Raw genomic sequence first — 26,206 nt, 5'->3', positions numbered from 1 at the left:
GCCGGGACAACAGGTGGGCAAGGACGGGGCGGAAGGGGAGGACACCGCGATGGCGGACACGGCCGCACGCGCGGCGCTGCTGACCGGCTGGGGGCGTACCGCGCCCACAGCGGCCACCGTGCGGCGCCCGCGCACCCCCGAGGAGGCCGCCGAGCTGCTGCGCGCGGCCGCGGAGCAGCCGCCCACCCGGCGGCGCGGCGCGATCGCCCGCGGGCTCGGCCGCTCCTACGGCGACGCCGCCCAGTGCGCGGGCGGCACCGTGATCGACTGCGCCGACCTGGCCCCCGGCTTCCGGCTCGCCCCCGGCCGCGCGGAGGTCACCGCCTCGGCGGGCACCGGCCTGGCCGAGCTCATCGGCCGCCTGCTGCCGCACGGCCGCTTCCCGCCGGTCGTTCCCGGCACCCGGCACGTCACCGTCGGCGGCGCGATCGGCGCCGACATCCACGGCAAGAACCACCGCGCCGCCTCCTCCTTCGGCGCCCACGTGCGCGCGCTGCGCCTGCTCACCCCCGACGGCGAGCACCGCGCGCTCTCGCCCGGCTCCGACCCCGACCTGTTCTGGGCGACGGTGGGGGGCATGGGGCTGACGGGGATTGTCACCGAGGCCACGTTCGCCGTCGACGCGGTCGAGACCTCCGCGATGCGGGTGGACACCGACCGCGTGCCCGACCTCGACGCCGCCATGGCGCTGATGGACGCCGGGGACGGCGAGCACCCCCACCCGTATGCGGCCTGCTGGATCGACCTGCTCGCCCGCGGCGCCGCGCTCGGCCGCGGCGTGGTCACCCGCGCCCGCCACGCCCGCGTCGGCGAGCTGGCACCCGCACGCCGCCGCAACCCGCTGGCCTACGCCCCGCGCCCCGCGGCGGCCGCACCGCCGCTCGTGCCGCCCCGGCTGCTCAACTCCTCCAGCGTGCGCGCGTTCAACGCCGCCTACTACGCCCGGGCGCCCCGTAGGGGCAGGGGCGCCGTGCGGCCGCTGGCGTCGTTCTTCCACCCCCTGGACGCCGTGCGCGACTGGAACCGCCTTTACGGTCCGCACGGGCTGGTGCAGTACCAGTTCGCGGTCCCCCTGGGCGCCGAGGAGGAGCTGCGCCGCATCGTCGCCGACCTCGCGGCGGCCAGGGCGCCGTCCTTCCTCGCCGTCCTCAAGCGACTGGGCAACGGCACCCCCGCGCCCCTGTCGTTCCCCCTGCCGGGATGGACCCTGGCGCTGGACCTCCCGGGCGACCTGCCGGGTCTCGCCCCCCTGCTGCTGCGGCTGGACGAGCGGGTGCTCGCGGCGGGCGGGCGCCTCTACCTCGCCAAGGACAGCCGGGCCCGGCCCGACACAATGCAGGCGATGTACCCGCGGCTGGAGGAGTGGCGCGCGGTGCGCGCCCGCGCCGATCCCGACGGCGTCCTCACCTCCGATCTGGCGCGCCGCCTTGAGCTGTGAGCGCTCCGGGGGCCGGACCGGCGCGGGATAGGATCAGCGCCCATGGAGCCGACACCGCCCCCCGCTCCGCGCAAACGGGTTTCCGACGCCGAGCGCGAACAGATCTCCGCCCGCCTGGGCGACGCCTACGCGGAGGGCCGGCTCGGCCTGGAGGAGTTCGACCGGCGCAGCTCGGCCGCCTACGGCGCCGTCTTCGACGACGAGCTGCTCGCCCTGGTCGCCGACCTCCCCGCGCCGGGAGAGACCGTGGCGGTGCCCGCGCCGCAGCCGGCGCAGGCGGCGGAGGCCGTCGAGCTGACCAGCGAAAGCGGCACCCTCCGGCGCCGCGGCGAGTGGACGGTGCCGCGCGTGCTGCGCATCCGCTCGCTGGCCGGCTCGGTGCGGCTGGACATGTCCCGGGCCCGCATCCCGCATCCCGTGGTGGACATCGAGCTGTCCGTCCTCAGCGGTTCCACCGTCCTCGTGCTGCCCGACGGCGCGACCGCCGACCTGGACAGGCTGCACACCGGGCACGCCTCGCACCGCTCCCGCGTCCCGGCCGTGCGCACGCCGCAGGCGCCGCACTTCGTGCTCTCCGGCGAGACCTACACCGGTGCGCTGCGGATCCGCTATGCGCGCGGCCACCGGCGCCGGTAGCGCCGGGCAGGCCGCACCCGCCCCGGCGGGACCGCCCGACCGCCGGCGCGCGCGGCGCCCGGCACCTACGAGAGGGGAGGAGCCATGCGCGACGCTGTAGGCGCCGTGGGTTCGGTGCTGCTGCTCGGCGGACGCAGCGAGATCGGCGCCGCGGTGGTCGAGCGGCTGGTGCGCGGCGGCGCCCGCCGCGTGGTGCTGGCCGCGCGCGGCGACGCCGGCACCGACGGGGTCGCCCGGCGGCTGCGCGCCGCGGGCGCCGGCGAGGTGCATTCGCTGCGGTTCGACGCCGCCCGACCCGACACGCACGCCGCCGTCGTCGACAGGGCCGTGGATCTGGTCGGCGACCTCGACGCGGTCGTCGACGCGTTCGGGGCGCTCGGAGACCAGGCGGCGTTCGAGGACGACCCGGCGGCGGCCGCCGAGGCCGCCGCCGCGAACTACACCGGGCACGTCTCGGCCGGGCTCGCGGTGGCCCGGCGGCTGCGCGAGCAGGGCCACGGCACGCTCGTGGTGCTCTCCTCGGTCGCCGGCATCCGGGTGCGCCGCGCCAACTTCGTCTACGGCTCGGCCAAGGCGGGCCTGGACGGGTTCGCCCAGGGCCTCGGCGACGCGCTGCACGGCAGTGGAGCCCGCGTGCTGCTCGTGCGGCCCGGCTACGTGTCCACGCGGATGTCCGCCCACGTGCCGCCCGCACCGTTTCCCGCCACGGCCGAGCAGGTGGCCGAAGCGGTGGCCGAGGGCCTGCGCACCGGCGCCGAGACCGTGTGGGTCCCGCGCCGCCTGCGCCTGCTCTTCGCGGGGATGCGGGCGCTGCCGCGCCCCCTCTGGCGCCGCCTGCCGCGCTGACGCCGGCCGGTCGGCAGGCGTTCTAGGCGGGCGCGGCGGCCGTTGCGGCGACGTGCCTGACGAGGGTCTCCAGCACCGTTTTGGCCGACTCGCGGCTGCGCGCGTCGCACAGCAGCACCGGCACCCGCTCGTCGAGTGTGAGGGCCTCGGTGACCTCCCGCTCGCTGTAGCGGTGGGCGTCGTCGAAGCAGTTCACCGCCACCACGAACGGGACGCTGCGGCGCTCGAAGAAGTCCACCGCGGGGAAGGAGGTGTCCAGCCGCCGGGTGTCGGCCAGCACCACCGCGCCCAGCGCGCCGTGGGCCAGCTCCTCCCACATGAACCAGAAGCGCTGCTGGCCGGGGGTGCCGAACAGGTAGAGCACCAGCTCGTCGCTGATCGTGATGCGCCCGAAGTCCAGCGCGACGGTCGTGCTCACCTTCTGCTCGACCCCCTGGAGGTCGTCCACTCCCACGCTGGCCTCGGTCATCACCTCCTCGGTGCTCAGCGGTTCGATCTCGCTCACGGAGGCGACCAGTGTCGTCTTTCCGGCGCCGAACCCGCCCGCGACCAAAATCTTGATCCCCGAGGGGATGACGTCGCCGGGATGCTCAGAGTCGTTGGATGCCATCAAGTACCGCCTGGAGTATGTCCCGGTGCACCGGGCTCTGCTGGGTGTAGGGGGCGCGGGCCAGGACGTAGCCCCGGCCGATGAGGTCGCCGAGCAGGACCTTGACCACGGCGACGGGCATGTCGAGGTGGGCCGACACCTCCGCCACCGACTGGGGGCGCCGGCACAGTTCGAGGATGCGCAGCTGCTCGGGTTCCAGCGCCGCCTCGTCCACCTCGGCCCGCGCCGCGATGACCACGCTGATCATGTCCAGCTGGACGGCGTCGGAGTGCTGCCGCCCCTGCGTGATGACGTAGGGCCGGACGAGGGGGTCCGTCCCTTCCGCGTCGTAGCCCGGTTCCTGGTGCTCTGCCATGGCCGTCGCTCCTATCCGGCTGAATCGCCGGGGGTTGCGTCGCCGGGCGCCGCGGCCGTTCCCACGTGGCGCGGCGACGCGTCGAGGAACCGGCCGACCTGCTCCACGAGCACGTTCATCTCGTAGGCGATGAGGCCGACGTCGGAGCCCTCGTCGGCGATCACCGCGAGGCAGGCGCCGCTGCCGGAGCCGGTGACGAAGAGGTAGGCGTGCTCCATCTCCACGACCGTCTGCAGCACCGTGCCGCCGTCGAACTGGCGGCCGGTGCCGCGTGCCAGGCTCTGGAACGCGGAGGCCACCGCGGAGAGGTGCTCGGCGTCGTCGGTGCCCAGCGCCTCGGAGCGGCCCATGAGCAGGCCGTCGGCGGAGAGGACGATGGCGTATCTGGCGCCGACGGCCCGTTCCACGAGCTCGTCGAGCAGCCAGTTCAGGTCCTTGGCGGCGTTGTTCGTCACGATCGGGAATCCTTCTCACGTGTCGTTCCGGCGCTGCCGGCCTCGTCGCGTCCGCGACGGGTGCCCTGCTGGAACGCCGACATGTTGCGGCGCAGCCGGGCCGAGCGGTCCTCGCCCTCCTCCGCGGGTTGCGAGGAGCCGAAGGCCGAGGCCGAGGGGTTCTCGTGGAGCTGGGGCGCCAGATTCTCCTGGGGCCGGCGCTTGGGCAGCGGAGGGCGCCCGTCGGCGTCGGCCCGCGGGGCGCCCGCCGGGTCCGGTGCCTCGGGGTCTGCGCCGCCGCCGGGTGGCGGGGGCGGCGCGGTCGGTGCGTCGCCGGTTCCGGCGGCCCCGTTCGCCGGGGCGCCGCCGTTGCCGCTCTGCCCGGCCGGGGCGGTGGAGGCGGCGGGCGCCGACGCGCCGTCGCCGCCGCGGGCTGTGCCGTCGGCGCCCGGCGCGCCGGGCCGGCTGCGGCGGGGTAGGCCCGACGCGGTGCGGTCCTGCTCCGCGCCGGGGTCGGCGTCGCCGTCCTGCTGCGCCGGGGCGGCGGTCCCGGCCGCGAGCACGTCGCCGTCGCCGGCCGGTGCGGCGCCGGCGTCCTCGGCCGGGGCCTCCTGCCCGTTGCCGTCCGCGCCGTCGGAGGCGGAACCGGCCCCGGATTCGCTGGGCCGCTTCGGCAGTATCGCCCGCGACCGCTCGCCGGTCGTGTCGAAGGCGGAGTCGGGCAGCTCCGCGTCGGCGATCAGCACCGAGGGCAGCAGCACGATCGCTTCCACGCCGCCGTAGGGCGAGGTGCGCAGCCGCACGCCGATCTCGTGTCGCTGGGCCAGCCGCGAGACGACGAACAGGCCCAGGCGCATCTTGTCGTTGAGCCGCATCACGTCGAACTCGGGCGGGTTGGCCAGGATCTCGTTGGCCGCGGCCAGCTCGTCGTCCTGCATGCCCAGGCCGCGGTCCTCGATCTCGACGACGACGCCGTTGGGCACCTGCTCGCTGCTGAGCCGGACCTTGGTCTGCGGCGGCGAGAACGTCGTGGCGTTGTCGACCAGCTCGGCGACCAGGTGGATGACGTCGGCCACCGCCGGGCCCTTCAGCGCCACCCGCGCGACGCGCCGGCGGTCGACGCGGGTGTAGTCGCCGGACTCCGAGATCGCGCCGCGCAGTACGTCCACCAGCGGCATCGGCTTGTGGAACGTGCGGCCGGGGTTCTCGCCGCCGAGGATCAGCAGGTTCTCGGCGTTGCGGCGCGAGCGGGTGGCCAGGTGGTCGAGCTTGAACAGGTCGGTGAGCTGGTCGGGGTCCTCCTGCTCGCGCTCCATACGGTCCAGCAGCCGCAGCTGCCGGTGGATGAGGGTCTGGCTGCGGTGCGCGATGTTGAGGAACACCCGGTTGATGCCGTGGGCCAGCTCCGACTGGCGGACGGCGGCGTCGACGGCGAAGTGCTGGGCCTTCTGGAAGGAGGAGGCGACCTTGCCGATCTCGTCGTCGCCGGTGGTCAGCTGCGGGATCGCCGAAGCCGAGTCGATCGGCTCGTTGTTGCGCAGGCGGCCGACGAGGTCGGGCAGCAGGTCGTTGGCGCGCCGGTCGGTCTCGTCGCGCAGCTGGCCCAGGCGCCCCACGACCCGGTGGGTCGTGCGCACGCCCGAGCTGATCGCCAAGAAGCCCACCAGCGCGACGCCGACCGAGCCCGCTCCGGCGATCAGCGTCGCCCGGGCCGCGGCGTCGGCCTGGATCCCCGCGGCGTGGCGGGCCTCGGCCGCGCCGATCTCGGTCAGCGTCTCCTTGACCGGCGTGTACGCCGACCTCCACTCCTGCTCCTCCATCGGGACCGTGGTGTCGCGGCTGTGCTCGCCGGTCACCGGGTCCATGAGGATGTGCGGGTCGTGGTCGACGATGCGGCTCTCCATGTCGACCAGGCGCTTGTACTCGTCGCTGTTCATCAGCCGTTCGAGCTTGCGGCCCTGCTCGGGGCTGAGGAAGCCGCGCACGTGCTCCAGCGTGCTGTGGTAGGAGCTGGTCAGCCTGGTGAACTCCTGCTGGTCGTCGTGGGTGAGCTTGCCGTTGGTGAAGCTGCGGGTCAGCCGGGCGTCGCTCAGTGCCAGCAGGTCGACGACGCGGAAGGTGTCGGTCGCGCTCATGCCGGAGCCGATCGCGGCGTTCTGCGGGCTGCCGCGGGACTGCTCGTCGAAGAGGTCGGCGGCGGCGGTCATCACCCGGTTGTAGTCGTCGAGGACCTTCTCCCGCGAGGCGGTGCCCTCGTCGACCTCCTCGCGGATGTCGTCGATGGTGCGGTACTGCTTCTCGAACTCGGCCATGCGCTCCCGGATGGCGTCGGGGGCGTAGTCGCGGTAGGTCTCGAAGCGGTCGAACACCTTGCGGGTGTGCTTGTCGGAGGCCTGCCGCGCCTCGACCAGCTCGTCGCGGGTCTCCTCGGGCCGTTCCAGGTAGGCCACGGTCTGGGACCGCTCGTCCATCACGGCCGTCAGCGAGACGGCGGCGGGCGTGGACAGCTCGCTGGTCGCCTGGGCCGACGCCGCGGTCTCGACCGCCTCCCAGCCGAGGTATCCGCTGATGGCGAGCCACAGCGCGATGAAGGCGGCGCTCGGCAGCAGCACCGCCCTGCGCAGACGCCGCCGGATGGTGGGCGTCCGCTTACTCTTCGCTGACTGCACGGTACTCCTAGTGGCGAATCAGGGGGGCGGGGCTGCGGCGCGGGCCGCGCGGCCGGCGGTTCGCCGGGAGGCGGCGGCTGCGCGGTGTCCGCAGCCCGTCGCCGGTCCGCGTCCTGGAGGGATCCACGAGTCCCGAGCACGGAAGGCGGTTCACCGGGGTCTTCGCATGCTCAGTGAAGGGTCACGGGCACATTCCCCGTCGAGACGCAGATTGCGATCACGGTACTGCTTTGCACACAGGCAAGCGCTAAGCGTCAATTGCCCGAACACGATAGCGTGTCGGCCCTTTGCTCGGCGATCCGCCTCGGGCTGTTTCTCTGCGACAACATCGTCCAGCAACGGTGATTTGCAGGTTTTGTGGTTCCGTGTCCGGATTTCGTCGAGGTACGGCGGACGACCTGCCCCGGTATCCCGGAGGCGGATCCCACCCGCCCCGCCCGTCCCGTCCGGGGCGGATCCGGCGTTCTCCTGCGGCGCGCGGCGGCCGGCCGCTAGCCTTGCGGAGCTATGGGAGGGCTATTCGCGGCCGACGCCGCAGCGCACGGAGCGGCCTACGGCGTGGCGCTGGCCGTGTCGATCGGCGCCATGGGATTCCTGCGCCGCCAGCACCGGCGCTTCGGCCGCCTCGCCGGCTGGCCGGGGCGGGTCACGGTGGCGGTGCTCGCCGCCGGGACCGCCCTCGCGGCCTTCGCCGTGTATCCGCTTCCGGCGCCCGCCGCGGACATCTGCGCGGGCGGCGGAGCAGCGCCCGCGCCGGAGCCGCTCATGCTCCTCGGCGCCCTCGACCGCCCCGCCGCCGCGGTGCACGCGGCCTGGACCGCGGGCGCCCTGCTGCCTGCGGGACTGCTGCTGGCCTACCGCCACCGCCGCGGTGCGGTGGCGGCCGTCGCGGCCTCCGCGCTGATCGCGGGGGGCGTCGAGGCGCTCCAGTACACAGGCCTGCTGGGCGCCTACCCCTGCCCCTACCGGGTGGCCGCGGTCGACGACGTGCTGCTGGGCGCCTGCGGCGGCCTGGCCGGCTGGTCGCTGGGCGCCGCGGCCAAGCGGATGCTCCCCCGCGCCTGGCCGGGGGCCGCGGGCGACCTGCTGCCGCCGAGTGCGCTGCGCCGCGTGCTCGCCCGCCTGCTCGACCTCGCCGTGTGCTGGTTCGGCGCTTGCGCGGCCGCCGCCGCGGCGCCGCCGGCCGCGCGGGCCGCCGGTATCGCGGTCTCCGAGGAGGGGGTGTGCGCCGCCGCCCTGGTGGCGTTCGCGGCGGTGTTCGGCGCGGTGGTACCGGTGCTCCGGCGCGACCGGGCCACTCCGGGCCAGGCCGCCTCCTACCTCGCGCTCGCGGCAGCCGGACCGCCGCGCCCGGCGCCGCGTGGGCGCGCGCTGGTGCGCAGCGCGCTGCTGTTCGTCCCGGTGACCGCGCTGCTGGCGACCGGCCTGGGCTGGTGGGCGCTGCTCGTGCCGGCCCTGCACGCCTCCACCGCGCTGGTGCGCCGCGACCGGGCCGGGCTGTTCGACCTGATCGCCCGCACCCGCACGACCACCCGCACCTGGGTCGCCGGCGGGATGCCCGACGATTTGATGCGCTTCTCGCCGCCCGGCGAGGCACCCCCGCCGGCGCCGGCGGGGGCCGTCCCCGCCCAGCGCTGAGCGCCCGGCCCTCAACCGTCCAGGAGCGGGTCGGACCAGGCCAGCCAGCCCAGCACGAGTCCGATGACGACCAGCAGGAACCCGAGCACGCCCATCATGATCAGCACCCAGTTGCTCAGCCAGGGCGCGGCGACGATGCGGGCGCGCTCGGGGTCGCCGGGGTCGTAGGAGACCGTGACGATGTCGCCGCTGCGCGAGGCGGTCCACCCGGTGTTCTCGTGCGCCGCGTGCACCTCGCGGCCGTCGGGCGTGCTGAAGCGCACGACCATCGACGCCGAGGTGGCGGTCTCGCGGTAGCCCACGACCTCGCCCTCGGCCCGCACGCCGTAAAGGGCCAAGAACGCCGAGAAGCGCAGGTGGCGGAGGAGGAACCAGAGCATCACCACTCCGGCGCCGATCGGCAGCAGGGGATAGACGTATGCCACGGTCGGTTCGACTCCCTGTGTGCACAACGGGCGAGCGCCGCCCGGGCACCGCGCGCGCCCGGTGCCGGGTGCCGCGGACCGCTCCCGGCGGCGATGGCGATACCGTATCCGACCCGCCCGGCTGTGCGCGCCGGGCGCGCGGCGCAGGTCGGCGTGCCCGCCTGCGTCCGGGGGCGCAGGCGGCTACGACCGGAGGAGGACCCCGCCACCGCCTTCCGGGGGAGCGGCGAATACCTCGCCTGGGCGATGCCCCGCCGCCCCCGCCACACCTACTCTCGCAGTGCACGGTCGGAGCGGCACGAGGTACGGGATGCGGCTCCGGGCGGACAGTGGGATCGGGGGGCTGGGCTGGGCGCGCTCCAGCCCCCCGCCTTCCGCCTCGGCGGCGCACCGCTACCAGCTTGTGGGTACCGGCCGGCCCTCGTTGTAGCCGGCGCTGCTCTGCACTCCCACCGTGGCCCGCTCGTGGAACTCCTCCAGCGTGGCCGCCCCCGCGTAGGTCATGGAGCTGCGCACGCCGGCCACGATCTCGTCGACGAGGTCCTCCACGCCCGGGCGCTCCTCGTCCAGATACATCCGAGCGGTGGAGATCCCCTCCTCGAACAGCGCCTTGCGCGCCCGCTCGAACGGGGAGTCGTCGGAGGTGCGCAGCCGCACCGCACGCGCCGAGGCCATGCCGAAGCTCTCCTTGTACATCCGCCCCTGCGCGTCGCGCACCACGTCACCCGGCGACTCGTAGGTGCCGGCGAACCAGGAGCCGATCATCACGTTGGAGGCGCCCGCGGCCAGCGCCAGCGCGACGTCGCGGGGGTGGCGCACACCCCCGTCGGCCCACACCGACGCCCCGAGTTCGCGCGCGGTGGCCGCGCACTCCAGCACGGCGGAGAACTGCGGGCGGCCCACCGCGGTCATCATCCGGGTGGTGCACATGGCGCCCGGCCCCACGCCGACCTTGACGATGTCGGCGCCGGCCTCGATCAGGTCGCGGGTGCCCTCGGACGAGACGACGTTGCCCGCCACCAGCGGGACCGCCGGATCCAGCGCGCGCACCTTGCGCAGGGCGGCGAGCATCTTCTCCTGGTGCCCGTGGGCGGTGTCGATGACGAGCACGTCCACGCCCGCCGCGATCAGCTCGGCGGCCCTGGCGGCCACGTCGCCGTTGACGCCCACCGCCGCGCCGATCCGCAGTCGGCCCCGGGCGTCGGTCGCCGGCTCGTAGAGCGTGGCCCGCAGTGCGCCGGTGCGGGTGAGCACCCCCACCAGGGCGCCGTCGGCGTCGACGACCGGCGCCAGGCGGTGCCGGAAGTCGTGCAGCGACCCGAACGCCTCCTTGGGGTCGGTGCCCGCGGGAATGGTCAGCAGGTCGCGCGACATCACCTCGTGGACCTGGGTGAAGCGGTCCACCCCGGCGCAGTCGGCGTCGGTGACCACGCCGACGGGGCGCCGCCCGCCGTCCACGACGATCACTGCGTCGTGCGCCCGCTTGGGCAGCAGGTTCAGCGCTTCGCCGACCGTGCTCTCGGGAGTCAGCGTGATGGCGGTGTCGTAGAGCAGGTCGCGGCGCTTGACCCACGAGACCACCTCTGCGACGACGTCGAGGGGGATGTCCTGGGGCAGCACCGCGATGCCGCCGCGCCGGGCGATGGTCTCGGCCATCCGCCGCCCGGCGACGGCGGTCATGTTCGCGACTACGATGGGCATCGTCGTCCCGGTGCCGTCGTGGGTCCGCAGATCGACGTCCAGCCGTGATCCCACGGCCGAGTGCCGCGGCACCATGAACACGTCGCTGTAGGTCAGGTCGTGGCCGGGAACCTGGTCGTTGAGAAAACGCACGCCTCTACCTCGGTCGGAGCCGTTGCGGGGCGGCGCGCGGCCTCGGCCGCCGGCGACCGGGCCGGCCGCAGCCCCCTTACTCGACAATTATCACCGCCGGCACCGTGCCGATTGGCCCGGGCGAGGCGCGGTCTGCCATTATTCTGCGGCCGACCCACCCTCCCTTCCCGCCCGGCCGCGCGATGACCACCGACAGCGCGGCGCCCGCGACGCCGGGCGCGGCCGTTCGGCGCCGGGGGAAGCCCTGCAGGAGATGAGATGACGAGCTTCACCCTCGCGGACGTCCGCGAGCGCACCTACAAACGCCGCGACGCCTGGTGGACGGTCTTCCTCGTCGACCCGCTGGCGGCGCGGCTGGTCGTGTGGGTGGCGAACCGCACCTCCATCACGCCCAACCAGATCACCTTCGGGGCGGGGGTGCTGGGCGCGGGCTCGGCGGTGTGCTTCGCGCTGGGCACGTGGCCCTGGCTCGTCGCCGGCGCGCTGCTGTTCCACCTCAGCTTCGTGCTCGACTGCATGGACGGCAAGATCGCCCGGCTGAAGGGCAACGGGTCGGTCTTCGGCGCGTGGGTCGACTTCATCTTCGACCGCATCCGCTTCTTCGGCTGCATGCTGGCTCTGCTGATCGGCCAGTGGGCGCTCACCGGCGAAGTGCTGTTCCTGCTGCTGGCGCCGGTGGTGACCTTCCTGGACCTGGTGCGCTATCTCAACGGCTCCCAGGTCGGCAAGACGCGCCAGAGCATGCGCGCCCAGCTGCGCGCCGCCGCCGAGGGCGACACCCGGGCCCCCGCCGAAGACGACCCGGAGAACACCGAGCCCGACGGTGGACCCGAGGCCGACCGGGACGGCGGCGCGGACGCCGACGAGGCGGGGGCCGGCGCCGAGGTCGTCTTCGTCGAGGAGGTGCTGCGCGAGAACCCCGAGCTGGACCACGAGCAGGCGCGTGAGCGCTCCGCCGAGGCCGGCACCCGGGTCATCGACGTGCACCAGGGGTTCACCCGCAAGTTCGGCTGGTACGGGCGGCTGCGTTCGGCGCTGCTGCGCGGGCGCGTGCGGCCGCACCTCTTCAGCGGCATCGAGTTCGAGATGTTCGTGTGCGTCGTGGCGCCCCTGACAGCGCTGGCCTCGGCGGTGGTGCCGGGCGCGACCCTGCTGGTGCCCGTGGTCGTGTTCTCCTGCGTCGCCCTGGCCGCCTTCGAGGCCCTCATCGTCTACAAGCTGTGGCTGGCCACCCGCGACTTCGGCGTCGAGATGGCCCGGCTGCGCGGCGAGGACTGAGTCCGCCGGCGCTACCGGAGGACGGACGACGGCGGAGGCCGCGGGGGTCGCCCTCGCGGCCTCCGCCGTGAGCGGCCTCGTCCCCCGGCCCCGGCCGGGAGGACGGCCGCCCGCCGGCTACCGCCCGGCGGGCACCGGTCCCGCTTCCGCGGGGGCGGCGGTGGCCGCGGCGGGCGCGGAGGCGGCGCCGCGGTCGCGCAGCGCCCAGCGCACGCGGGGCTCCACGGCCCAGGCGGTGGCGCGGCGGACCCACGGCGTGCACAGCAGATAGGACGCCGCCACGGCCAGTAGGGCGGTGATGCCCAGGGCGGCGTAGTCGCCCAGCGCGGGCCCGGCGAAGTCGTACCAGCCGAGCGCGTCGGCGCCGCGCACCAGCAGGCCGTGCAGCAGGAAGACGTACATCGTCAGCGCGCCCAGGCGGGTGAAGTGCGTGGTGCGGCGCGGCGTGAGCGAGAGCACGGCCGCGGTCAGCGCGAAGGCCAGCACCATGAACATCAGCCGGCCCGGAAGGCCCACCGGCAGGAACTCCATGTCGCGGTCGACGATGCTCTGGCGCCAGTAGACCCACTCGCGGCTGAGGGTCTCCAAGTGGATCCAGCACATCGCCGCGGTGACGGTGACGACGCCGGCGCTCCACACCCGCACCCAGGTCTGCTTGAGCAGGTCAAGGTGGTGGGGCTGCAGCACCAGCCCGGCCACGAAGAACGGCAGCAGGCTGACGATGCGCGAGACGTCCAGGACGTCGCCGGTGGTGACCGCGCCGCCGAGCAGGGAGACCGCCACCGAGACCGCGAACGGCCGGCGGATGCGGTTCCACAGCGGGACGGTCATCCGCCATACGAACAGCGCCGCCAGGAACCAGGTCAGCCACAGCGGCTCCAGCGGGCTGTCGGGCAGGTCGCGCCCCGTGGACAGCGACACGAGCGCGTAGAGGCCCCAGAAGAGCAGGTAGGGCGCCGCGACGGTGGTGAGCAGCTTGTCGATGCGCCGCCCCGAGGCGTCGAAGGACTTCGAGAGGTAGCCGCTGATCAGCACGAACGCCGGCATGTGGAACAGGTAGACCCAGTAGTACAGGGCGTCGGCCAGGCGGGTGTCGTCGGTCATCGGCTCGATGGCGTGGCCGACGACCACGAGCACGATCAGCAGGAACTTGGCGTTGTCGAGCAGGGCGTCGCGCTGCGGGCCGGGTGCGCGGTCGGCGCGGACGTCGTGCGGACGATCGATGGTCGTGGCCAATGGGTCTCCGAGTAACCGTTCGCGGGCAGCGGGTACGGCCGACCGCCGCTGGGGGACGGTGGGACGGCGCGCGCGGGTCCGATCCTGGGAATCGGCTGTGAATGCTGTGAGCCGGTGCCGCTCGGGTGCCGCCACGTCGGCGCCACAGAGTGGGCGCCCGGTGGTCCTGTGTGACAATCCCAGGAACCGGAGGGGTTCCACGATCTCGAAAAGGTAACATGCCGCCCGCGTAAACTGTGAATAAGCTGAGAATCCTGGGGCGGCACGCTCCTGCGGCGGCGGGCACACGCCGCTCCGCACGCCGCGGGCAGGGCGCCGGGGCACGGCGGTCGGCGGCCGGGGACCGGGGCGCGCTGTTCGCCGGGGCTGGGACATCCCCTCCTCAGCGGCGGGGATAGGCTCGTAAGCGGGGCGCTCGCCGTCCGGGCGACGTTTGAGATTCGCAGGGGCGAGCGGGACAATCGGCGCTGCGGTCGCACGCCGGTGGCGAATGGCCGACTGGGAGGTCGCTCCCAGTCCATCTCAGACGAAGGCGGTGGAAGCGGTGCCGCACGCGGTCGATCCCCAGCGTGTCGCTGAGCACGGAGGTGCGGTGATGCGGCTCGTCGACGAGATCTTCCCGCTGGTCGAGGGGTTCTACGTCGACCTGCACAAGAATCCCGAACTCTCGAACCAGGAGCACCGCACCGCGGGCGCCGTGGCCGAATGGCTGACCCGCGCGGGCTTCGACGTCGAGACCGGTGTCGGGGGCACGGGCGTGGTGGGCGTGCTGCGCAACGGCGAGGGCCCCACAGTGCTGCTGCGCGGCGACATGGACGCGCTGCCGGTCCAGGAGCGCACCGGACTGCCCTACGCCAGCACCGCCCGCGGTCGCGACGACGACGGCCAGGACGTGCCGATCATGCACGCCTGCGGCCACGACGCGCACACGGCGTGCCTGGTCGGTACCGCCGACCTGCTCGCCGAGGCCCGCGACGAGTGGCACGGCACCCTCATGGTCGTCGCCCAGCCAGGTGAGGAGACCCTCGACGGGGCCACGGCCATGCTGCGCGACGGCCTCTACACCCGCTTCGGCCGGCCCGACGTCGTCCTCGCCCAGCATCTGGGGCCCCAGCCCGCGGGCATGGTGGCCCACCGCGCCGGCACCATCATGGCCGCCACGACCAACCTGCGGGTGCGGGTGTTCGGCTCCGGCGGACACGCCGCGCGCCCGGAGAACACCGTCGACCCGGTGCTGATCGCCGCCAACATCGTCAACCGGCTGCAGACCATCGTGGCCCGCGAGATCAGCCCGAGCGAGATGGCGGTGGTCACCGTGGGCGTGCTGCGCGCCGGCACCAAGGCCAACGTGATCCCCGAAGAGGCGTACCTGGAGATCGACACCCGCGCTCTGAACCCGGCCGTGGCCGATCGCCTGCACAGCGCCATCGACCGCATCGTCCGCGCCGAGGCCGCCGCCTCCGGCGCCCAGCGCGACCCGGAGATCTCGGTGGCGCGCGAGACCGGGGTGACCGCCAACGAGCCCGAGGCCACCGCCGAGGTCGTCGCGGCCCACCGCGCCTACTTCGGCGACGACCGCGTGGTGGAGCTGCCCGAGCCGACCACCGGCAGCGAGGACTTCTCCGCCTTCGGGCTGCCGGGCGACCCCGCGCCGGTGCCCTACGTCTACTGGTTCCTGGGCTCCACCCCGCACGACGTGTGGGAGGCGGCGCCCGGCGAGACCCCCTACGAGAAGCTGATGGGCGTGCCGGCGACGCACTCGCCCTTCTTCGCGCCCGACCGCGAGTCCACCCTGCGGGCCGGCCTGGCGGCGATGTCGCTGGGCGCCCTCACCTACCTGGGCACCCCGGGGGCGCCCGCGGGTGCGGCCACCGGCGGGCAGGCCTCCATGAGCGCCGGCCCGGGCCCCGGCGAGGCCGCCGGGCCCGTGCGCCCGGACGAGCCGGCACCGGTGCCCGCGGTCGCGGGTCCCGCCGAGAGCGGGTTCCCCGGTGCGGTCGCGCCCGAGGGCGACGCCGCGGCCCCGGCCCCCGACTACCCGCCGCCGGTGCCGCCGACCGCGGTCTACCCCGGTGAGCCCGCCCCGGCCGCGGCCGAAGGCGAGGAGGAGCAGGGCGAGCCCACGGCCTACACCGACATGGACCCCTACCTGGACGACGACGAGAACGCGGCGCCGGACTACGGGCCGCCGCCGTCGGGGGCCCCGATGGCGCCGCCGCCGCAGGGCCCGCCCATCGCGGCGCCCCCGCCGCAGGGCCCGCCCGTCGCGGCCCCGCCGCCGCCCCCGGGAGCGGTGCCGTACTCGACCGAGGGGGCACCCGAGCCGGGCGGCCACCCGGTCGGCAACGCGCCCTCCGGCGGCTACCCCGCGAACGGCTATCCGTCGGGCGGGTATCCGGCGGAGGGCCGTCCTCCGGGCGGCTACCCGGCGGAGGACCATCCGCAGGGGGGCCATCCGGTCGGCGGCCACCCCGCCGAGGGACCGCCTCCGGTCGCCTACCCCGGGGACGGGCAGCCTCCGGGCGCCTACCCCGGCGGCCACCCCTCGGGCGGCTACCCGGCCGATCCCTACGGCCGGCCGCTTCCCGATCCCCGGTATCCCGGACCGGAGCAGCCCGACGCGCAGCAGCCGGTGCAGTACGGCGGACCCGAGCAGCAGGACGACCACGACCGATCCGGCGACAACGGCCAGGAACCGCCGCAGGGCCCCACTTACCGCCTGTAACGTAAAGCTGGACACAGCGGGCGTCGGCGGCTGGGCGGTGCGTGGCGTATGGATCGGTCGACGCGTCTGTCACCGCAGAAGCGGGCGCTTCGGCCGCCGCGCCGCGGCACGCTGCTGGGACGCTGGGGCGACCCCCGGCGCGCCCGCGCGCTGCGCCACCCGCGGGAGAACACCGCGCTTCTGGTCTGCCTGGTGGTCACCGCGCTCGCGGTCGTCGGCGCCCTCAACCGCGCCCTGGACGGCGAGTCCGGACAGCCGCTGGTGGTGCTCGCCATCCCCGCTCTGGTGTTCTTCGTGCGCGGGCAGCTGTACGCGCGCCAGCGCGTCAACGGGGTGCGCATCTCCGAAACCCAGTTCCCCGAGGCGCACCGGATGGTGGTCGAGGCCGCGCGGGCCTTCGACCTGCCGCAGGTACCCGACGCCTACGTGGTGCTGGGCAACGGCCACATCAACGCCTTCGCCTCCGGCCACGGCGCGCGCCGGTTCATCGCGCTGCACAGCGACCTGTTCGAGATCGGCGGGCGCCTGGCCGACCCCGAGGCGCTGCGCTTCATCATCGGCCACGAGGTCGGCCACATCGCCGCCGGCCACGTCTCCTACTGGCGCCAGTTCGGCGTCTCGGTGGCCGACATCATCCCCGGGATCGGCGCCACGCTGAGCCGCGCCCAGGAGTACACCGCCGACAACCACGCGCACGAGTTCTGCCCGGAGGGCAAGGAGGGCCTGCGGGTGCTCGCCGCCGGCAAGTACCTCTACCGCGAAGTCGACTTCGCCGACATCGCGGCGCGCGCCCACACCGACCAGGGCCTGTTCGTGATGCTGGTGAACCTGCTGTCGAGCCATCCCGTGAACACCTGGCGGTTCCAGGCGCTCACCGACCGCTCGCGGCCCGGCCGCCTGCTGTGACCGCTGCGACCGCTTCCGGCCCCGGCCCCGGCCCCGGCGCCGGAGGCGGTCCGGTCCGGCCCCTCCCCGGCCGGTCCAGACCGCTCCGCACCCGCGGCCGCCCGCCCGTCAGGCCGAGCCGGCCAGCTCCCGTGCGTACTTGTCGACGAGCTGGGACGGCAGCGGCTCGTGGCGCAGGTAGGACCGCGTGAACGTGCCGGTGCCGTGCGACAGCGAGCGCAGGTCGACCGCGTAGCGGACGATCTCCAGCTGCGGCACCTCGGCCCGGATCAGCGTGCGCCCGTTGGCCATCGGCTCGGTGCCGATCACCCGCCCCCGGCGCGCCGACAGGTCGCTCATCACCGCGCCCATGTACTCGTCGGCGACCAGCACCGCCAGCTCGTCGAAGGGCTCCAGCATCGACAGCCGGCACTTCTCCGCGGCGTCCTTCAGCGCCAGTCGCCCCGCCTTCTGGAAGGCCATGTCGGAGGAGTCCACCGAGTGGGCCTTGCCGTCGTAGAGGGTGACGCGGATGTCCACCATCGGATAGCCCGACTGCACGCCGCTCTCCATCTGCGAGCGGATGCCCTTCTCCACCGACGGGATGAACTGGCGCGGCACGACGCCGCCCACGATCCGGTCGACGAACTCCAGCCCCGACCCCGACGGCAGCGGCTCCACCTGGATCCGGCAGATGCCGTACTCGCCGTGGCCGCCGCTCTGCTTGACGTTGCGGCCCATGCCCTCGGCCGGCTCGGCGAAGGTCTCGCGCAGCGGCACGCGCAGCTCGTCGGTCTCGACGGCGACCCCGTGGCGCGAGGAGAGCCGGTCCAGCGCGACGTCCAGATGCGCCTCGCCCATGCACCACAGCACCAGCTGGTGCGTCTCGGGGTTGACCTCCACGCGCAGCGTGACGTCCTCGGAGGCCAGCCGGTTGAGCGCCTGGGCGAGCTTGTCCTCGTCGGACTTGGACGACGCGCGCAGCGCCACCGGCAGCAGCGGGTCGGGGAACGTCCACGGCGGCATCCGCAGCGGGCGCTCCTTGGCCGAGAGCGTGTCGCCGGTCTCGGCGCGGGTCAGCTTGGCGACGGCGCACACGTCGCCGGCCACCGCCTCGCCCACCGGCTCGCTGTGCTTGCCCACGGGGGCCAGCAGCGCGCCGATGCGCTCGTCGACGTCGTGGTCCTCGTGGCCGCGGTCGGCGAGGCCCTGCCCGCACACGTGCACCACGGTGTCGGGGAGCAGGGTGCCGCTGAAGACCCGGACGAGGCTGACCCGGCCCACGTAGGGGTCGCTGATGGTCTTGACGACCTCGGCCAGCAGCGGCCCGCCGGGATCGCTGGCGAGCCCGTCGACCGGACCGCCGGAGGCGGTGGCGACGTCGGGCAGCGGGCGCTCGGTCGGCGCCGGGGTGGCCCGGGGCAGCTCCTCCAGCAGTTCGGGCACGCCCGCGCCGCGCAGCGCGGAGACCGCCAGCACCGGGTAGAAGCCCGCCCGCGCGACCGCCGCCTCCAGGTCGGCGATCAGCATGGAGGGGTCGAGATCCTCGCCCTCCATGTAGCGGTCCATGAGGGTCTCGTCCTCACTCTCCTGGATCACCCCCTCGATCAGCGCGTCGCGCATCGGCGCGGCCCGTTCGGCCAGGCCCTCGGGCGGCTCGGCCTCGGTGCGGGTGCCGGTGGAGTAGTCGTGGTAGCGGCCGGAGATGAGGCCCATCAGGCCGCGCACCGTGCGGGAGTCGCCCTCGCCGGAGTACTCGGGCACGTAGGCGGGCAGCACGTTCTCGCCGAAGGCCTCGCGGCACTGCTCGACGACGGCGTCGACATCGGCGCGGTGGTGGTCGATCTTGGTGACCGCCACGGCGCGCGGGATGCCGATGGCCGCGCACTCCTCCCACAGCAGCCGGGTGCGCCCGTCGATGCCGTCGACCGCCGAGACGACGAACAGCGCGGCGTCTGCGGCGCGCAGCCCGGCGCGCAGGTCGCCGACGAAGTCGGCGTAGCCCGGGGTGTCCAGCAGGTTCACCTTGATGCCCGCTGAGACCACCGGGGCCACGGTGAGGTTGACCGAGCGCTTCTGGCGCGCCTCGACCTCGTCGTAGTCGCTGACCGTGGTGCCGTCCTCGACGCGGCCCAGCCGGGACGTGGCACCGGACTCGTGCAGCAGGGCCTCGATCAGTGTGGTCTTTCCGGCTCCGGACGGGCCGACCAGCACGACGTTGCGAATCTGCGCCGGGTGGTCGGCCCTGGGAGCCCTGCCGGTGGTCGCTGGACCGGATTTGTCCGCCATGCTCTGCCACCTTCCTTCGTCGACCGGGCCGCGGTTCCCGTCGGCCCGGGCCGCGCGGCCCGCCGGCGGATGCCGGCGCCCCGTCGGGGCGGCCGCGCGGGTGGACGCCGAGTCCGCGCCGGATGTGACGCGGGACACTCTCTACCGTCACCCGTTGCGGTCGATATCACAAGGGGCGTTTTCGCTGAACCCCGGGGGCGGGTTCGCGGGGTTCCGGGGGGCCGGGGTGTGCGGGAAAGCCCGCGGTGTGCGCCGGGCGCGCGCCCGGCGCCGACCTGCGGAGCGTGGAGAGGTCACCCTCAATAGGCGGATTCGGCCGTGCGGATCTCTTAGTGTGTGGCCGTGCCTTGGACCGAGAGCGTTCCCCAGTTCGGCGTCGTCGCCGGTGCCTTGGCGTCGCTGCTGGTCGTCTACGCCGCCGTGGGCGAGCCGCTGCTGGGCCGGCGCGCCTTCACGAGGCTGCAGCGCACACGCGGGAGCGACCCCCGCGCCCTGGTCCGGTTCTACCGCCTGGCGATGGGCGTGCACCTCGCCTGGACGGTGGCCATCGCCCTCATCGTGCTGCTCGCCCCCGGCGTCGACGCCGCCCACCTGGGTCTGCGCGCTCCCCAGGCATGGCTTCCGCTGCTGGCGGCCGTGTTCGGGTTCGGCGCGGCCCTGCTCATCATCTGGCTGATCACCCGCGACCGGGGCCGGTCCGCGCCGGAGACCGGGAGCCCCCCGCTGCCTCCGCTTCCCGACCCCGGCCAGGCGCTCGGCGTGCTGGCGCCGCGCGGGTCGCGGGAGCGGCGGACGGCCGCCGCGGTCGCGGTGACGGCCGGGGTCGGCGAGGAGCTGCTCTACCGGGGCCTGCTGGTGGCCTTCGGCACGGCGCTGGGCGCGCCGGTGTGGCTGGCCGCGATCGCGGCCTGTGTGCTGTTCGCGCTGGCCCACCTCTACCAGGGCTGGTGGGGGCTGGTGGGCCCGGGGCTCCTGGGCGCTCTGTTCATGGTGGTCTATCTGGGTACCGGCAGCCTGCTGATCCCCGTCGCCGTGCACATCGCGCTGGAGATGCGCTCCCTGCTGCTGTCGGGCAGCGGCCGCCGCCACCGCGCCCGCGCGCTCTAGGCGCACCGGCGAGCCGGCGGCGGCCTGCTCACGACCGGGTCACGGGTGCGAGCCGCCGGTGGCGTCGAGAACCTGCCCGGTGAGCCGGCTGGCTCCGGCCGCCTGCTGTCCCGCCGTGATCCAGGGGATGCCGCAACAGGCGTGCGGCGGCGCCGCGCCCGGCGACCTGCACGCGTCGCCGGGACCGCCATCGCCGCCCGGGCCCGGAGTGAGGCCGACCCGCGCGGGGTGGTGCCAGCACCCCCTGCGTGTTCGCGCCAGCCGTCCTGCTGTGGCGCGAGGCGATCGGGCACGATGGTTCGGTGACTGATGCGCTGTACCGCTCCGCTCCGCTGTCCGCCCCCGAGCGGCGGCGGCTCACCACTTCCGACGGGATCGACCTCGACACCGCGCTGTTGCGCGGCGGCACCGACCGAACCACCGCCGTCGTGCTGGCGAACGGCTTCACCGGCACCTGGCGCAGCCCCGGCACGCGCTCGATCGCCGAGCGCCTGCTGCCGATCGGCGACGTGATGACCTTCGACTTCCGCGGCCACCGCGACTCCGGCGGGCTGTGCACCGTCGGCAACCTGGAGGTGCACGACCTGGAGGCCGTCTGCGCGCACCTGCGCGGGCTGGGCTACACCTCCGTCGCCTCGGTGGGGTTCTCCATGGGAGCGGCCGTGGCCGTGCGCCACGCCGCGATGTTCGGCGGCGTCGGCGCCGTGGTCGCCGTCAGCGGGCCGAGCATGTGGTACTACCGCGGCTCACGGCGGATGCGGCTGCTGCACTTCGGCGTCGAGCAGGCGTTCGGCCGCTGGTTCCTGCGCGTGGCCCGCCGCGTGCGCGTCATCGACACCGGGTGGGACCCGGTGCCGCCCGACCCGACCCAGGCGGCCCCCGACCTCGCCGCGCCGCTGCTCGTCGTGCACGGCGACGCCGACAGCTACTTCCCGATCGAGCACGCGGAGCGGCTGTACGCCGCCGCACCCGAGCCCAAGGACCTGTGGATCGAGCCGGGTATGGGCCACGCCGAGCGCGCGATGACGCCCGAGCGGGCCGAGCGCATGGCGCTGTGGCTGGCCCGCCGCATGGGCGGGCGGAGCGGAGGGGAGGACGGGGAGCGCGGGACCTGAGGCGGGGCCGCGGCCAGGCGGGCGGCACCCGGATACCGCTGAGGTACAAAGAGAGTCATGGTGAACTCCTCCGATGTCCGGATGAATCCGCCCGCAAGGCCGTCGCATCTCGGGCTGCACGGCTGGGCGTTCCGGCTGCTGGTCCTGGCGACCGCGCTGACGTTCGCCGGCTTCGTGCTGCTGCTGCCCGTCGTCCCGCTGTGGGCCACCCGCGGCGGCGCGGGCGAGCTGGGCGCAGGGGCCGCCACGTCGGTCTTCATGCTCACCACGGTCCTCACCCAGCTCGCCATGCCCTGGCTGCTGGACCGCGGCGGCTATCGGTGGACCTTCCCGGTGGGTGCGCTGCTGATGGGCGTGCCGGCGCCGCTGCTGCTGGCGACCGCCGACCTGGCGCCGCTCCTGGCGGTCTCGGCCGTTCGGGGCGTCGGGTTCGGCATGGCGACGGTATCCGGCTCCGCGCTGGCGGCCCGCCTGGTGCCGTCCGAGCAGCTCGGCCGGGCCGCCGGCTACTACGGCCTCGCGGTGGGCCTGCCCAACGTGTTCTTCCTGTCGACCGGGGTGTGGGCGGCGCTCAACCTCGGATTCGCAACCGTGTTCTGGGCCGCCGCCCTCGGTCCGCTGGCGGGAGCGGCCGCCGCGGCCGGCATCTGGCTCCTCGCCGGCGACGGCGCGGGCCGCCGCGGCGCCGCGAGTGGGCAGGACGCCGCAGCGGAGACGGGGGAGGCGCCCGGCGGCCCGCGGCTCTATCGGCGGCTCGGCGTGCCGCTGCTGGCGATGCTGATGCCGGCGATCGCCTCCAGCGCGATCGTGACGTTCCTGTCCATCCCGCTGTCCGAGGCCTCCACCGTGGTCTTCGCCGCCCTGCTGGCCTTCGGCGTGCTGTCGGTGTGCGGCCGGTGGGCGGCGGGCACGCTCAGCGACCGGCACCGGCGTCCCGTCCTGCTCGCCTACGGCAGCGTCGCCGCGGTCGCCGGCATGGCCTTCTCGGCGGCGGCCCTGTGGGGGGCCGGGGACGGCTGGTCGGGACCGGGCGCCTGGGGAGCGGCCGCCGCCGTCGCGGGCGCCGGGCTGTTCGGCGCGGGGTTCGGCGCCGTGCAGAACGACACGATCGTCATCATGTTCCGCCGCGCCGGGGCCCGCGCCTACGGCACGGCCAGCGCGGTGTGGAACATCGGCTACGACGCCGGGACGGGCCTGGGCTCCTTCGCCCTGGGCGTGGCGATCCAGGCCGCCGGCTACGGCCCCGCGTTCGCCGCCATGGGAGCGGTGCTGGCCGCCTGCCTGCCCGCCGCCTTCGCCCTGGCGCGGCGGCTCGACTGACGCCGGGTTCCGGGGCCGAGGGCCCGCCTCCGCGGCGGGCCCTCGGGCATCCGTCCGGGCCCACGGCCACCACCGGCCGACCCCGCGATGCCGGCCGGAGCGCCGCGTGCGCCTCCCGTGACCGCCGCCGGCGTCAGTACGAGGAGATGTGCACGTGGTCGTAGTGGTTGGCGGTGATGCTGCCGCGGTCGTTCATCATCTCCCAGCCGGCACCGGGGTTGGCGGAGTGCCAGATGCGCTGCTCCCAGATGATGTACATCACACCCAGCCGGTCGGCGTTGGCCTGGGCGTAGTCGGCGATCTGCTGGCCGAGCTGCTGGTTGGCCGCCGAAGGGGTCGCTCCGCCCGAGCTCATCATGAAGTCGCAGGCGCGACCGGAGCCGTGGTCGCCGGAGTCGCCGGGGCGCAGGCAGCCGACGGGGTAGGGCGCGCCGAACTCGCGGACGATCTCGTCGCGGATCGCGGCCATGCGCGGCGTGGCGCCGTCCCAGCCCCAGCCCTGCGCGCCCGCCGGGATGCTGCCCGTTCCCGAGCCTCCCGACGACCCGCCGGCGGGGTCGGGGACCTGCTCCTCCTCGTACTTCTCGATCTTGGCCAGGACCTCGTCGCGCTGGGACTCCAGGTCCTCGACCAGCTCTTCGGCGTCTTTGAGCTTGCCGTCGGCCTTCTCGACGGCGTCAGCGCGCTCCTCGCGCAGGTCCACGAGGTCGGCGACCCGCTCGCTGTGGTTGGCCGAGACCTGGCTCGCCATGGCGGCGTTGTCGAGCATGTTCTGCGGTTCGCTGCTCATCACCACCTCGACGGTGGGGTCGAGCCCGCTGCTCATGTACTGGGCGGCCGCCAGGCCGGCGACGTCCTCGCGGTACCTGCCGAGCTCCTCGTCGACCTTTTCCAGCCGCTTCTGGGCCTTCTCGGCGTCGTCCTTGGCGTCCTCGTACTGCACCAGCTCGGTGTCGTACTCCTCCTCAAGGGAGTCGGCGCGCTCGTTGAGCTCCTCCAGGCTCGGCTTCTCGTCGTCCTCGGGGTCGGCATAGGACGAGGTGGCGGGGAGTAGCAGGGCGGCCGCGGCGGCGAGGCCGGGCAGCAGGAGAGCGCGTCGGCGCCGGGGGAGGGGTGGGTTCGGTCTGTGCATGGATGTCACCTGATGTCGGTCGCGGACCGGCCGGAAGGGGCACACGGGGGCGAATGGTGCGCGCGGGAACAATGAGGGCGGGGGGCCGCGCGATGCTCAAGCAGACGATACGAGACCGTGACGTTACCTGGCTAGCGGTCGCTCGACACTACCCTGGCGCGCGCGGTCGGTGCGACGGCGTCCCGCCGGCAGCCGCGGCCGCCCTCAGGCCGGTCCGCCCAGGCCGCTGGGGAGCGTCTGCGCACTCGGCTGCGGCGCCGGATCGGCGCCCAGGAACCAGGCGGAGCGCCGCACCGCGCGCATCGCCTCGCGGCGGGTGTCGCGGTCGAGGCGGTCGATGTAGAGCCGGCCGTCGAGGTGATCGGTCTCATGCTGCAGGCAGCGCGCCATCAGGCCTTCGCCTTCGACGGTGACCGGCTCGTTGCGCAGGTCCACACCGGTGACGACGGCGCGCTCGGCCCGCCGGGTCGGAAACGCCAGCTCCGGCAGCGACAGGCAGCCTTCCTCGCCGTCCTGGACCTCCTCGGACAGCTCGGCGATCTCGGGGTTGATCACGTAGCCGATCCGCCCGTCGACGTTGTAGCTGAACACCCGCAGTCCCGACCCGATCTGCGTCGCCGCGACGCCGGCGTGGCCGGGCTCGTCGACGGTGTCGAGCAGGTCGCGGACCAGCGTCTCGGTGTGCCGGCCGAACGAGGTGACAGGGGAGGTGGGGGTCACGAGAACGGGATCGCCGAACAGGACGATGGGGCGCTTGCTCATGAACTCCAGGTTAGCCGGGCGCGGGTGCGGGACGGCGCGCGCGTGGCAGTACGAAGGTGCGGGGGCCGCGTCGGCGCCGTGCGGGCGCGCTCAGGCCGGCTGCCGCCGCAGGGCGTCGTCCAGGACCATCTCGATGTAGTCCAACGCGGCCCGCCGGCGGCCCAGCGCGCTCTGGTACAGCGAGGGCAGGCGGCTGTCGCGGCGGACCCGCAGGCACTCGTTGAGGATGCGCTGCCAGCACTCCGGGAACGCGTGGAGGGCGTACATGCCCGCCGCGGACTTGGAGGTGATCTCGCCGGTCCGCAGGGTGAAGTGCAGCCGGCTGACGCTCAGCACGCTCCAGGACGGCGCGAGCGAGCCCAGCGCCGCAAGGCCGCGCGGGCTGACCATGCGCCCGGCCTTGGCGCGCCAGCGGCGCCACTGCTCGTCGAGGTTGCCCAGCGACCAGGCGCGCAGGCTGGCCGGGTTGTCCCACACGTCCAGCTCCACCGGCAGCGGGCCGCGGACGGTCACGCCGCGCTCGGCGAGGACGAGCCAGGTCACGGGGTTGACGTCGGCGCTGGCGCGGGTCTTGAACCGGCCGCCCAGCACCGAGGCGACGGGGCCGCAGTCGGCGGGGTCGTCGGCGAGGTCGTCCCAGGTGACGTGGATGCCGTTGAACTGGGGGCGGGGGATTTCGGCGCGGGTGCGCGCGTGGGCCCGGCGCAGCGCCTCGTTGTCGTCGCCGGTGGCGCGGCGCGAGGTGACCACCACGAAGTCGACGTCGCTGGCGTGCGGCCGGAAGTCGCCCAGGGCCACCGAACCCGCCAGGTACAGACCCTGGACCAGTCCCGGCGCCTCGTCGTCCACGTTGCGAAGGAAGGCCTGGGCAAGGCTCTGCACTCGGGGGTGGGTCGCCATGTGGTCTCCAGTCGTGGTCGTGCTCGGTCGGGGCGTCGGCCGGCCGCGGGCGGTCCGGGCCCCGCCCTGGTGCGAAGCCGGTGGACGGTGACCGGATCCGGCCGCCGCGGCGCGGGCTCTGAGGCGTTCCGTTCGTGCTCAGCGCAGCATAGGGCCAGGTCGTGTCCTTGTTTTCACAGTCTGAGAGGCGCACCGGACTCATGGCAAGTGATGGCGCCGGATCCGCATCCAGTCCCCCGCACGCCGGTGGTGCCAAGGGTAGAGGATGAAGTGGTGCCAACTCCCTTGTCCGTAATCGGGGAGAAGTGGTATAGGCCGCCCACCTTTTTTCGCGCCCGCGCGAGGCCCCCGGTTATCCCGGCTATCTCAGGGGCCATCGGGTGCGCGCCCCGCAGTCGCCTCCTGACTCCTGCGCGGTTGCGCGCCGGGCGGCCCGTCATCGGCCGCGGCCCGTACCGGAACCCGTCTCGGTCCCGGGAACGTGGCCGATTGTTTGCACCTGCATTTGCAAGGGCGCGGAAAGTAATCCCGGAGTCAATGCACATGCGGTGCGGCATCAAGTGCGAGGTGCAC

21 protein-coding genes are annotated in these 26,206 nt (G+C 74.3%); 10 read left to right on the top strand and 11 right to left on the bottom strand.

The window, feature by feature from the left end; all coding sequences use genetic code 11:
- The first annotated feature begins 49 nt into the window (after positions 1–49).
- The 3 genes from dprE1 to dprE2 all read left to right on the top strand — a co-directional run bounded on the left by dprE1 (position 50) and on the right by dprE2 (position 2,920).
- Entirely contained in the window at positions 50–1,438 is a 1,389-nt protein-coding gene (gene dprE1, locus ABD284_RS06560) for an FAD-binding protein (RefSeq protein WP_344141594.1), read from the top strand.
- A gap of 42 nt (positions 1,439–1,480) precedes the next feature.
- Entirely contained in the window at positions 1,481–2,074 is a 594-nt protein-coding gene (locus ABD284_RS06555) for a DUF1707 SHOCT-like domain-containing protein (RefSeq protein WP_344141593.1), read from the top strand.
- 84 nt (positions 2,075–2,158) lie between these two features.
- On the top strand, positions 2,159–2,920 hold the full coding sequence (gene dprE2, locus ABD284_RS06550; protein ID WP_344141592.1) for a decaprenylphospho-beta-D-erythro-pentofuranosid-2-ulose 2-reductase: 762 nt from the start codon (positions 2,159–2,161) through the stop codon (positions 2,918–2,920).
- 22 nt (positions 2,921–2,942) lie between these two features.
- On the opposite strand, the gene ABD284_RS06545 is transcribed toward dprE2, so the two are convergent.
- From ABD284_RS06545 to ABD284_RS06530, 4 genes are read right to left on the bottom strand one after another with little or no spacing between them, the layout of a single operon-like run.
- Positions 2,943–3,530 (bottom strand): GTP-binding protein, encoded by a 588-nt coding sequence (locus ABD284_RS06545; RefSeq protein ID WP_344141591.1) that lies wholly within the window; start codon positions 3,528–3,530, stop codon positions 2,943–2,945.
- Entirely contained in the window at positions 3,511–3,885 is a 375-nt protein-coding gene (locus ABD284_RS06540; protein ID WP_344141590.1) for a DUF742 domain-containing protein, read from the bottom strand. Before ABD284_RS06540 ends, ABD284_RS06545 begins: the two co-directional genes overlap by 20 nt.
- Before the next feature lie 11 nt (positions 3,886–3,896).
- Positions 3,897–4,340 carry a roadblock/LC7 domain-containing protein gene (locus ABD284_RS06535; RefSeq protein ID WP_344141588.1) on the bottom strand — a complete coding sequence of 148 codons (444 nt, stop codon included), beginning with the start codon at positions 4,338–4,340 and terminating at the stop codon, positions 3,897–3,899.
- On the bottom strand, positions 4,337–6,988 hold the full coding sequence (locus ABD284_RS06530; RefSeq protein WP_344141586.1) for a sensor histidine kinase: 2,652 nt from the start codon (positions 6,986–6,988) through the stop codon (positions 4,337–4,339). The genes ABD284_RS06535 and ABD284_RS06530 overlap by 4 nt, the downstream gene beginning before the upstream one ends.
- Positions 6,989–7,495: 507 nt before the next feature.
- Between ABD284_RS06530 and ABD284_RS06525 the strand changes: the two genes are divergently transcribed.
- On the top strand, positions 7,496–8,626 hold the full coding sequence (locus ABD284_RS06525) for a VanZ family protein (RefSeq protein WP_344141584.1): 1,131 nt from the start codon (positions 7,496–7,498) through the stop codon (positions 8,624–8,626).
- A gap of 11 nt (positions 8,627–8,637) precedes the next feature.
- On the opposite strand, the gene ABD284_RS06520 is transcribed toward ABD284_RS06525, so the two are convergent.
- A complete protein-coding gene (locus tag ABD284_RS06520) occupies positions 8,638–9,051 on the bottom strand; it encodes a DUF3592 domain-containing protein (protein ID WP_344141583.1) in 414 nt (137 codons plus the stop codon).
- A 393-nt stretch (positions 9,052–9,444) separates the two neighbouring features.
- Positions 9,445–10,884, bottom strand: a complete 1,440-nt coding sequence (locus ABD284_RS06515; protein ID WP_344141582.1) for a GuaB1 family IMP dehydrogenase-related protein — start codon at positions 10,882–10,884, stop codon at positions 9,445–9,447.
- Positions 10,885–11,142: 258 nt separating this feature from the next.
- Between ABD284_RS06515 and ABD284_RS06510 the strand changes: the two genes are divergently transcribed.
- Complete coding sequence (locus tag ABD284_RS06510; RefSeq protein WP_344141580.1) at positions 11,143–12,162, top strand: CDP-alcohol phosphatidyltransferase family protein; 1,020 nt, start codon at positions 11,143–11,145, stop codon at positions 12,160–12,162.
- Between the two features lie 117 nt (positions 12,163–12,279).
- Here ABD284_RS06510 and ABD284_RS06505 read toward each other — a convergent pair whose 3' ends face one another.
- Positions 12,280–13,398: an acyltransferase family protein gene (locus tag ABD284_RS06505; RefSeq protein ID WP_344141578.1), complete on the bottom strand. Its 1,119-nt coding sequence runs from the start codon at positions 13,396–13,398 to the stop codon at positions 12,280–12,282.
- A 595-nt stretch (positions 13,399–13,993) separates the two neighbouring features.
- On the opposite strand from ABD284_RS06505, the gene ABD284_RS06500 reads away from it, so the two are divergent.
- Entirely contained in the window at positions 13,994–16,123 is a 2,130-nt protein-coding gene (locus ABD284_RS06500; RefSeq protein ID WP_417788576.1) for an amidohydrolase, read from the top strand.
- Between the two features lie 180 nt (positions 16,124–16,303).
- Positions 16,304–17,029, top strand: coding sequence for a M48 family metallopeptidase (locus ABD284_RS06495; RefSeq protein ID WP_344142005.1), 726 nt, complete (start codon positions 16,304–16,306; stop codon positions 17,027–17,029).
- Between the two features lie 108 nt (positions 17,030–17,137).
- Here the strand turns inward: ABD284_RS06495 and ABD284_RS06490 are convergent, their stop codons facing one another.
- Positions 17,138–19,297: an elongation factor G-like protein EF-G2 gene (locus tag ABD284_RS06490; protein ID WP_344141574.1), complete on the bottom strand. Its 2,160-nt coding sequence runs from the start codon at positions 19,295–19,297 to the stop codon at positions 17,138–17,140.
- Positions 19,298–19,639: 342 nt separating this feature from the next.
- Between ABD284_RS06490 and ABD284_RS06485 the strand changes: the two genes are divergently transcribed.
- The 3 genes from ABD284_RS06485 to ABD284_RS06475 all read left to right on the top strand — a co-directional run bounded on the left by ABD284_RS06485 (position 19,640) and on the right by ABD284_RS06475 (position 22,839).
- Positions 19,640–20,404, top strand: a complete 765-nt coding sequence (locus tag ABD284_RS06485; RefSeq protein WP_344141573.1) for a CPBP family intramembrane glutamic endopeptidase — start codon at positions 19,640–19,642, stop codon at positions 20,402–20,404.
- Positions 20,405–20,706: 302 nt separating this feature from the next.
- Positions 20,707–21,519: an alpha/beta hydrolase gene (locus ABD284_RS06480; RefSeq protein WP_344141572.1), complete on the top strand. Its 813-nt coding sequence runs from the start codon at positions 20,707–20,709 to the stop codon at positions 21,517–21,519.
- A gap of 57 nt (positions 21,520–21,576) precedes the next feature.
- Positions 21,577–22,839 carry an MFS transporter gene (locus tag ABD284_RS06475; RefSeq protein ID WP_344141570.1) on the top strand — a complete coding sequence of 421 codons (1,263 nt, stop codon included), beginning with the start codon at positions 21,577–21,579 and terminating at the stop codon, positions 22,837–22,839.
- Between the two features lie 133 nt (positions 22,840–22,972).
- Here the strand turns inward: ABD284_RS06475 and ABD284_RS06470 are convergent, their stop codons facing one another.
- The 3 genes from ABD284_RS06470 to ABD284_RS06460 all read right to left on the bottom strand — a co-directional run bounded on the left by ABD284_RS06470 (position 22,973) and on the right by ABD284_RS06460 (position 25,633).
- Positions 22,973–23,971 carry a coiled-coil domain-containing protein gene (locus tag ABD284_RS06470; RefSeq protein WP_344141569.1) on the bottom strand — a complete coding sequence of 333 codons (999 nt, stop codon included), beginning with the start codon at positions 23,969–23,971 and terminating at the stop codon, positions 22,973–22,975.
- A gap of 204 nt (positions 23,972–24,175) precedes the next feature.
- Positions 24,176–24,733, bottom strand: coding sequence for a peptide deformylase (gene def, locus ABD284_RS06465; protein ID WP_344141568.1), 558 nt, complete (start codon positions 24,731–24,733; stop codon positions 24,176–24,178).
- A gap of 90 nt (positions 24,734–24,823) precedes the next feature.
- Positions 24,824–25,633, bottom strand: coding sequence for a nucleotidyltransferase domain-containing protein (locus ABD284_RS06460; RefSeq protein ID WP_344141567.1), 810 nt, complete (start codon positions 25,631–25,633; stop codon positions 24,824–24,826).
- Positions 25,634–26,206: the final 573 nt, after the last annotated feature.

The sequence above is a fragment of the Streptomonospora arabica genome (assembly GCF_039531585.1).
Lineage (GTDB): Bacteria > Actinomycetota > Actinomycetes > Streptosporangiales > Streptosporangiaceae > Streptomonospora > Streptomonospora halophila.
The sequence above is the reverse complement of the archived record's forward strand: the minus strand, read 5'-3'. Positions and strand labels throughout refer to the sequence as shown.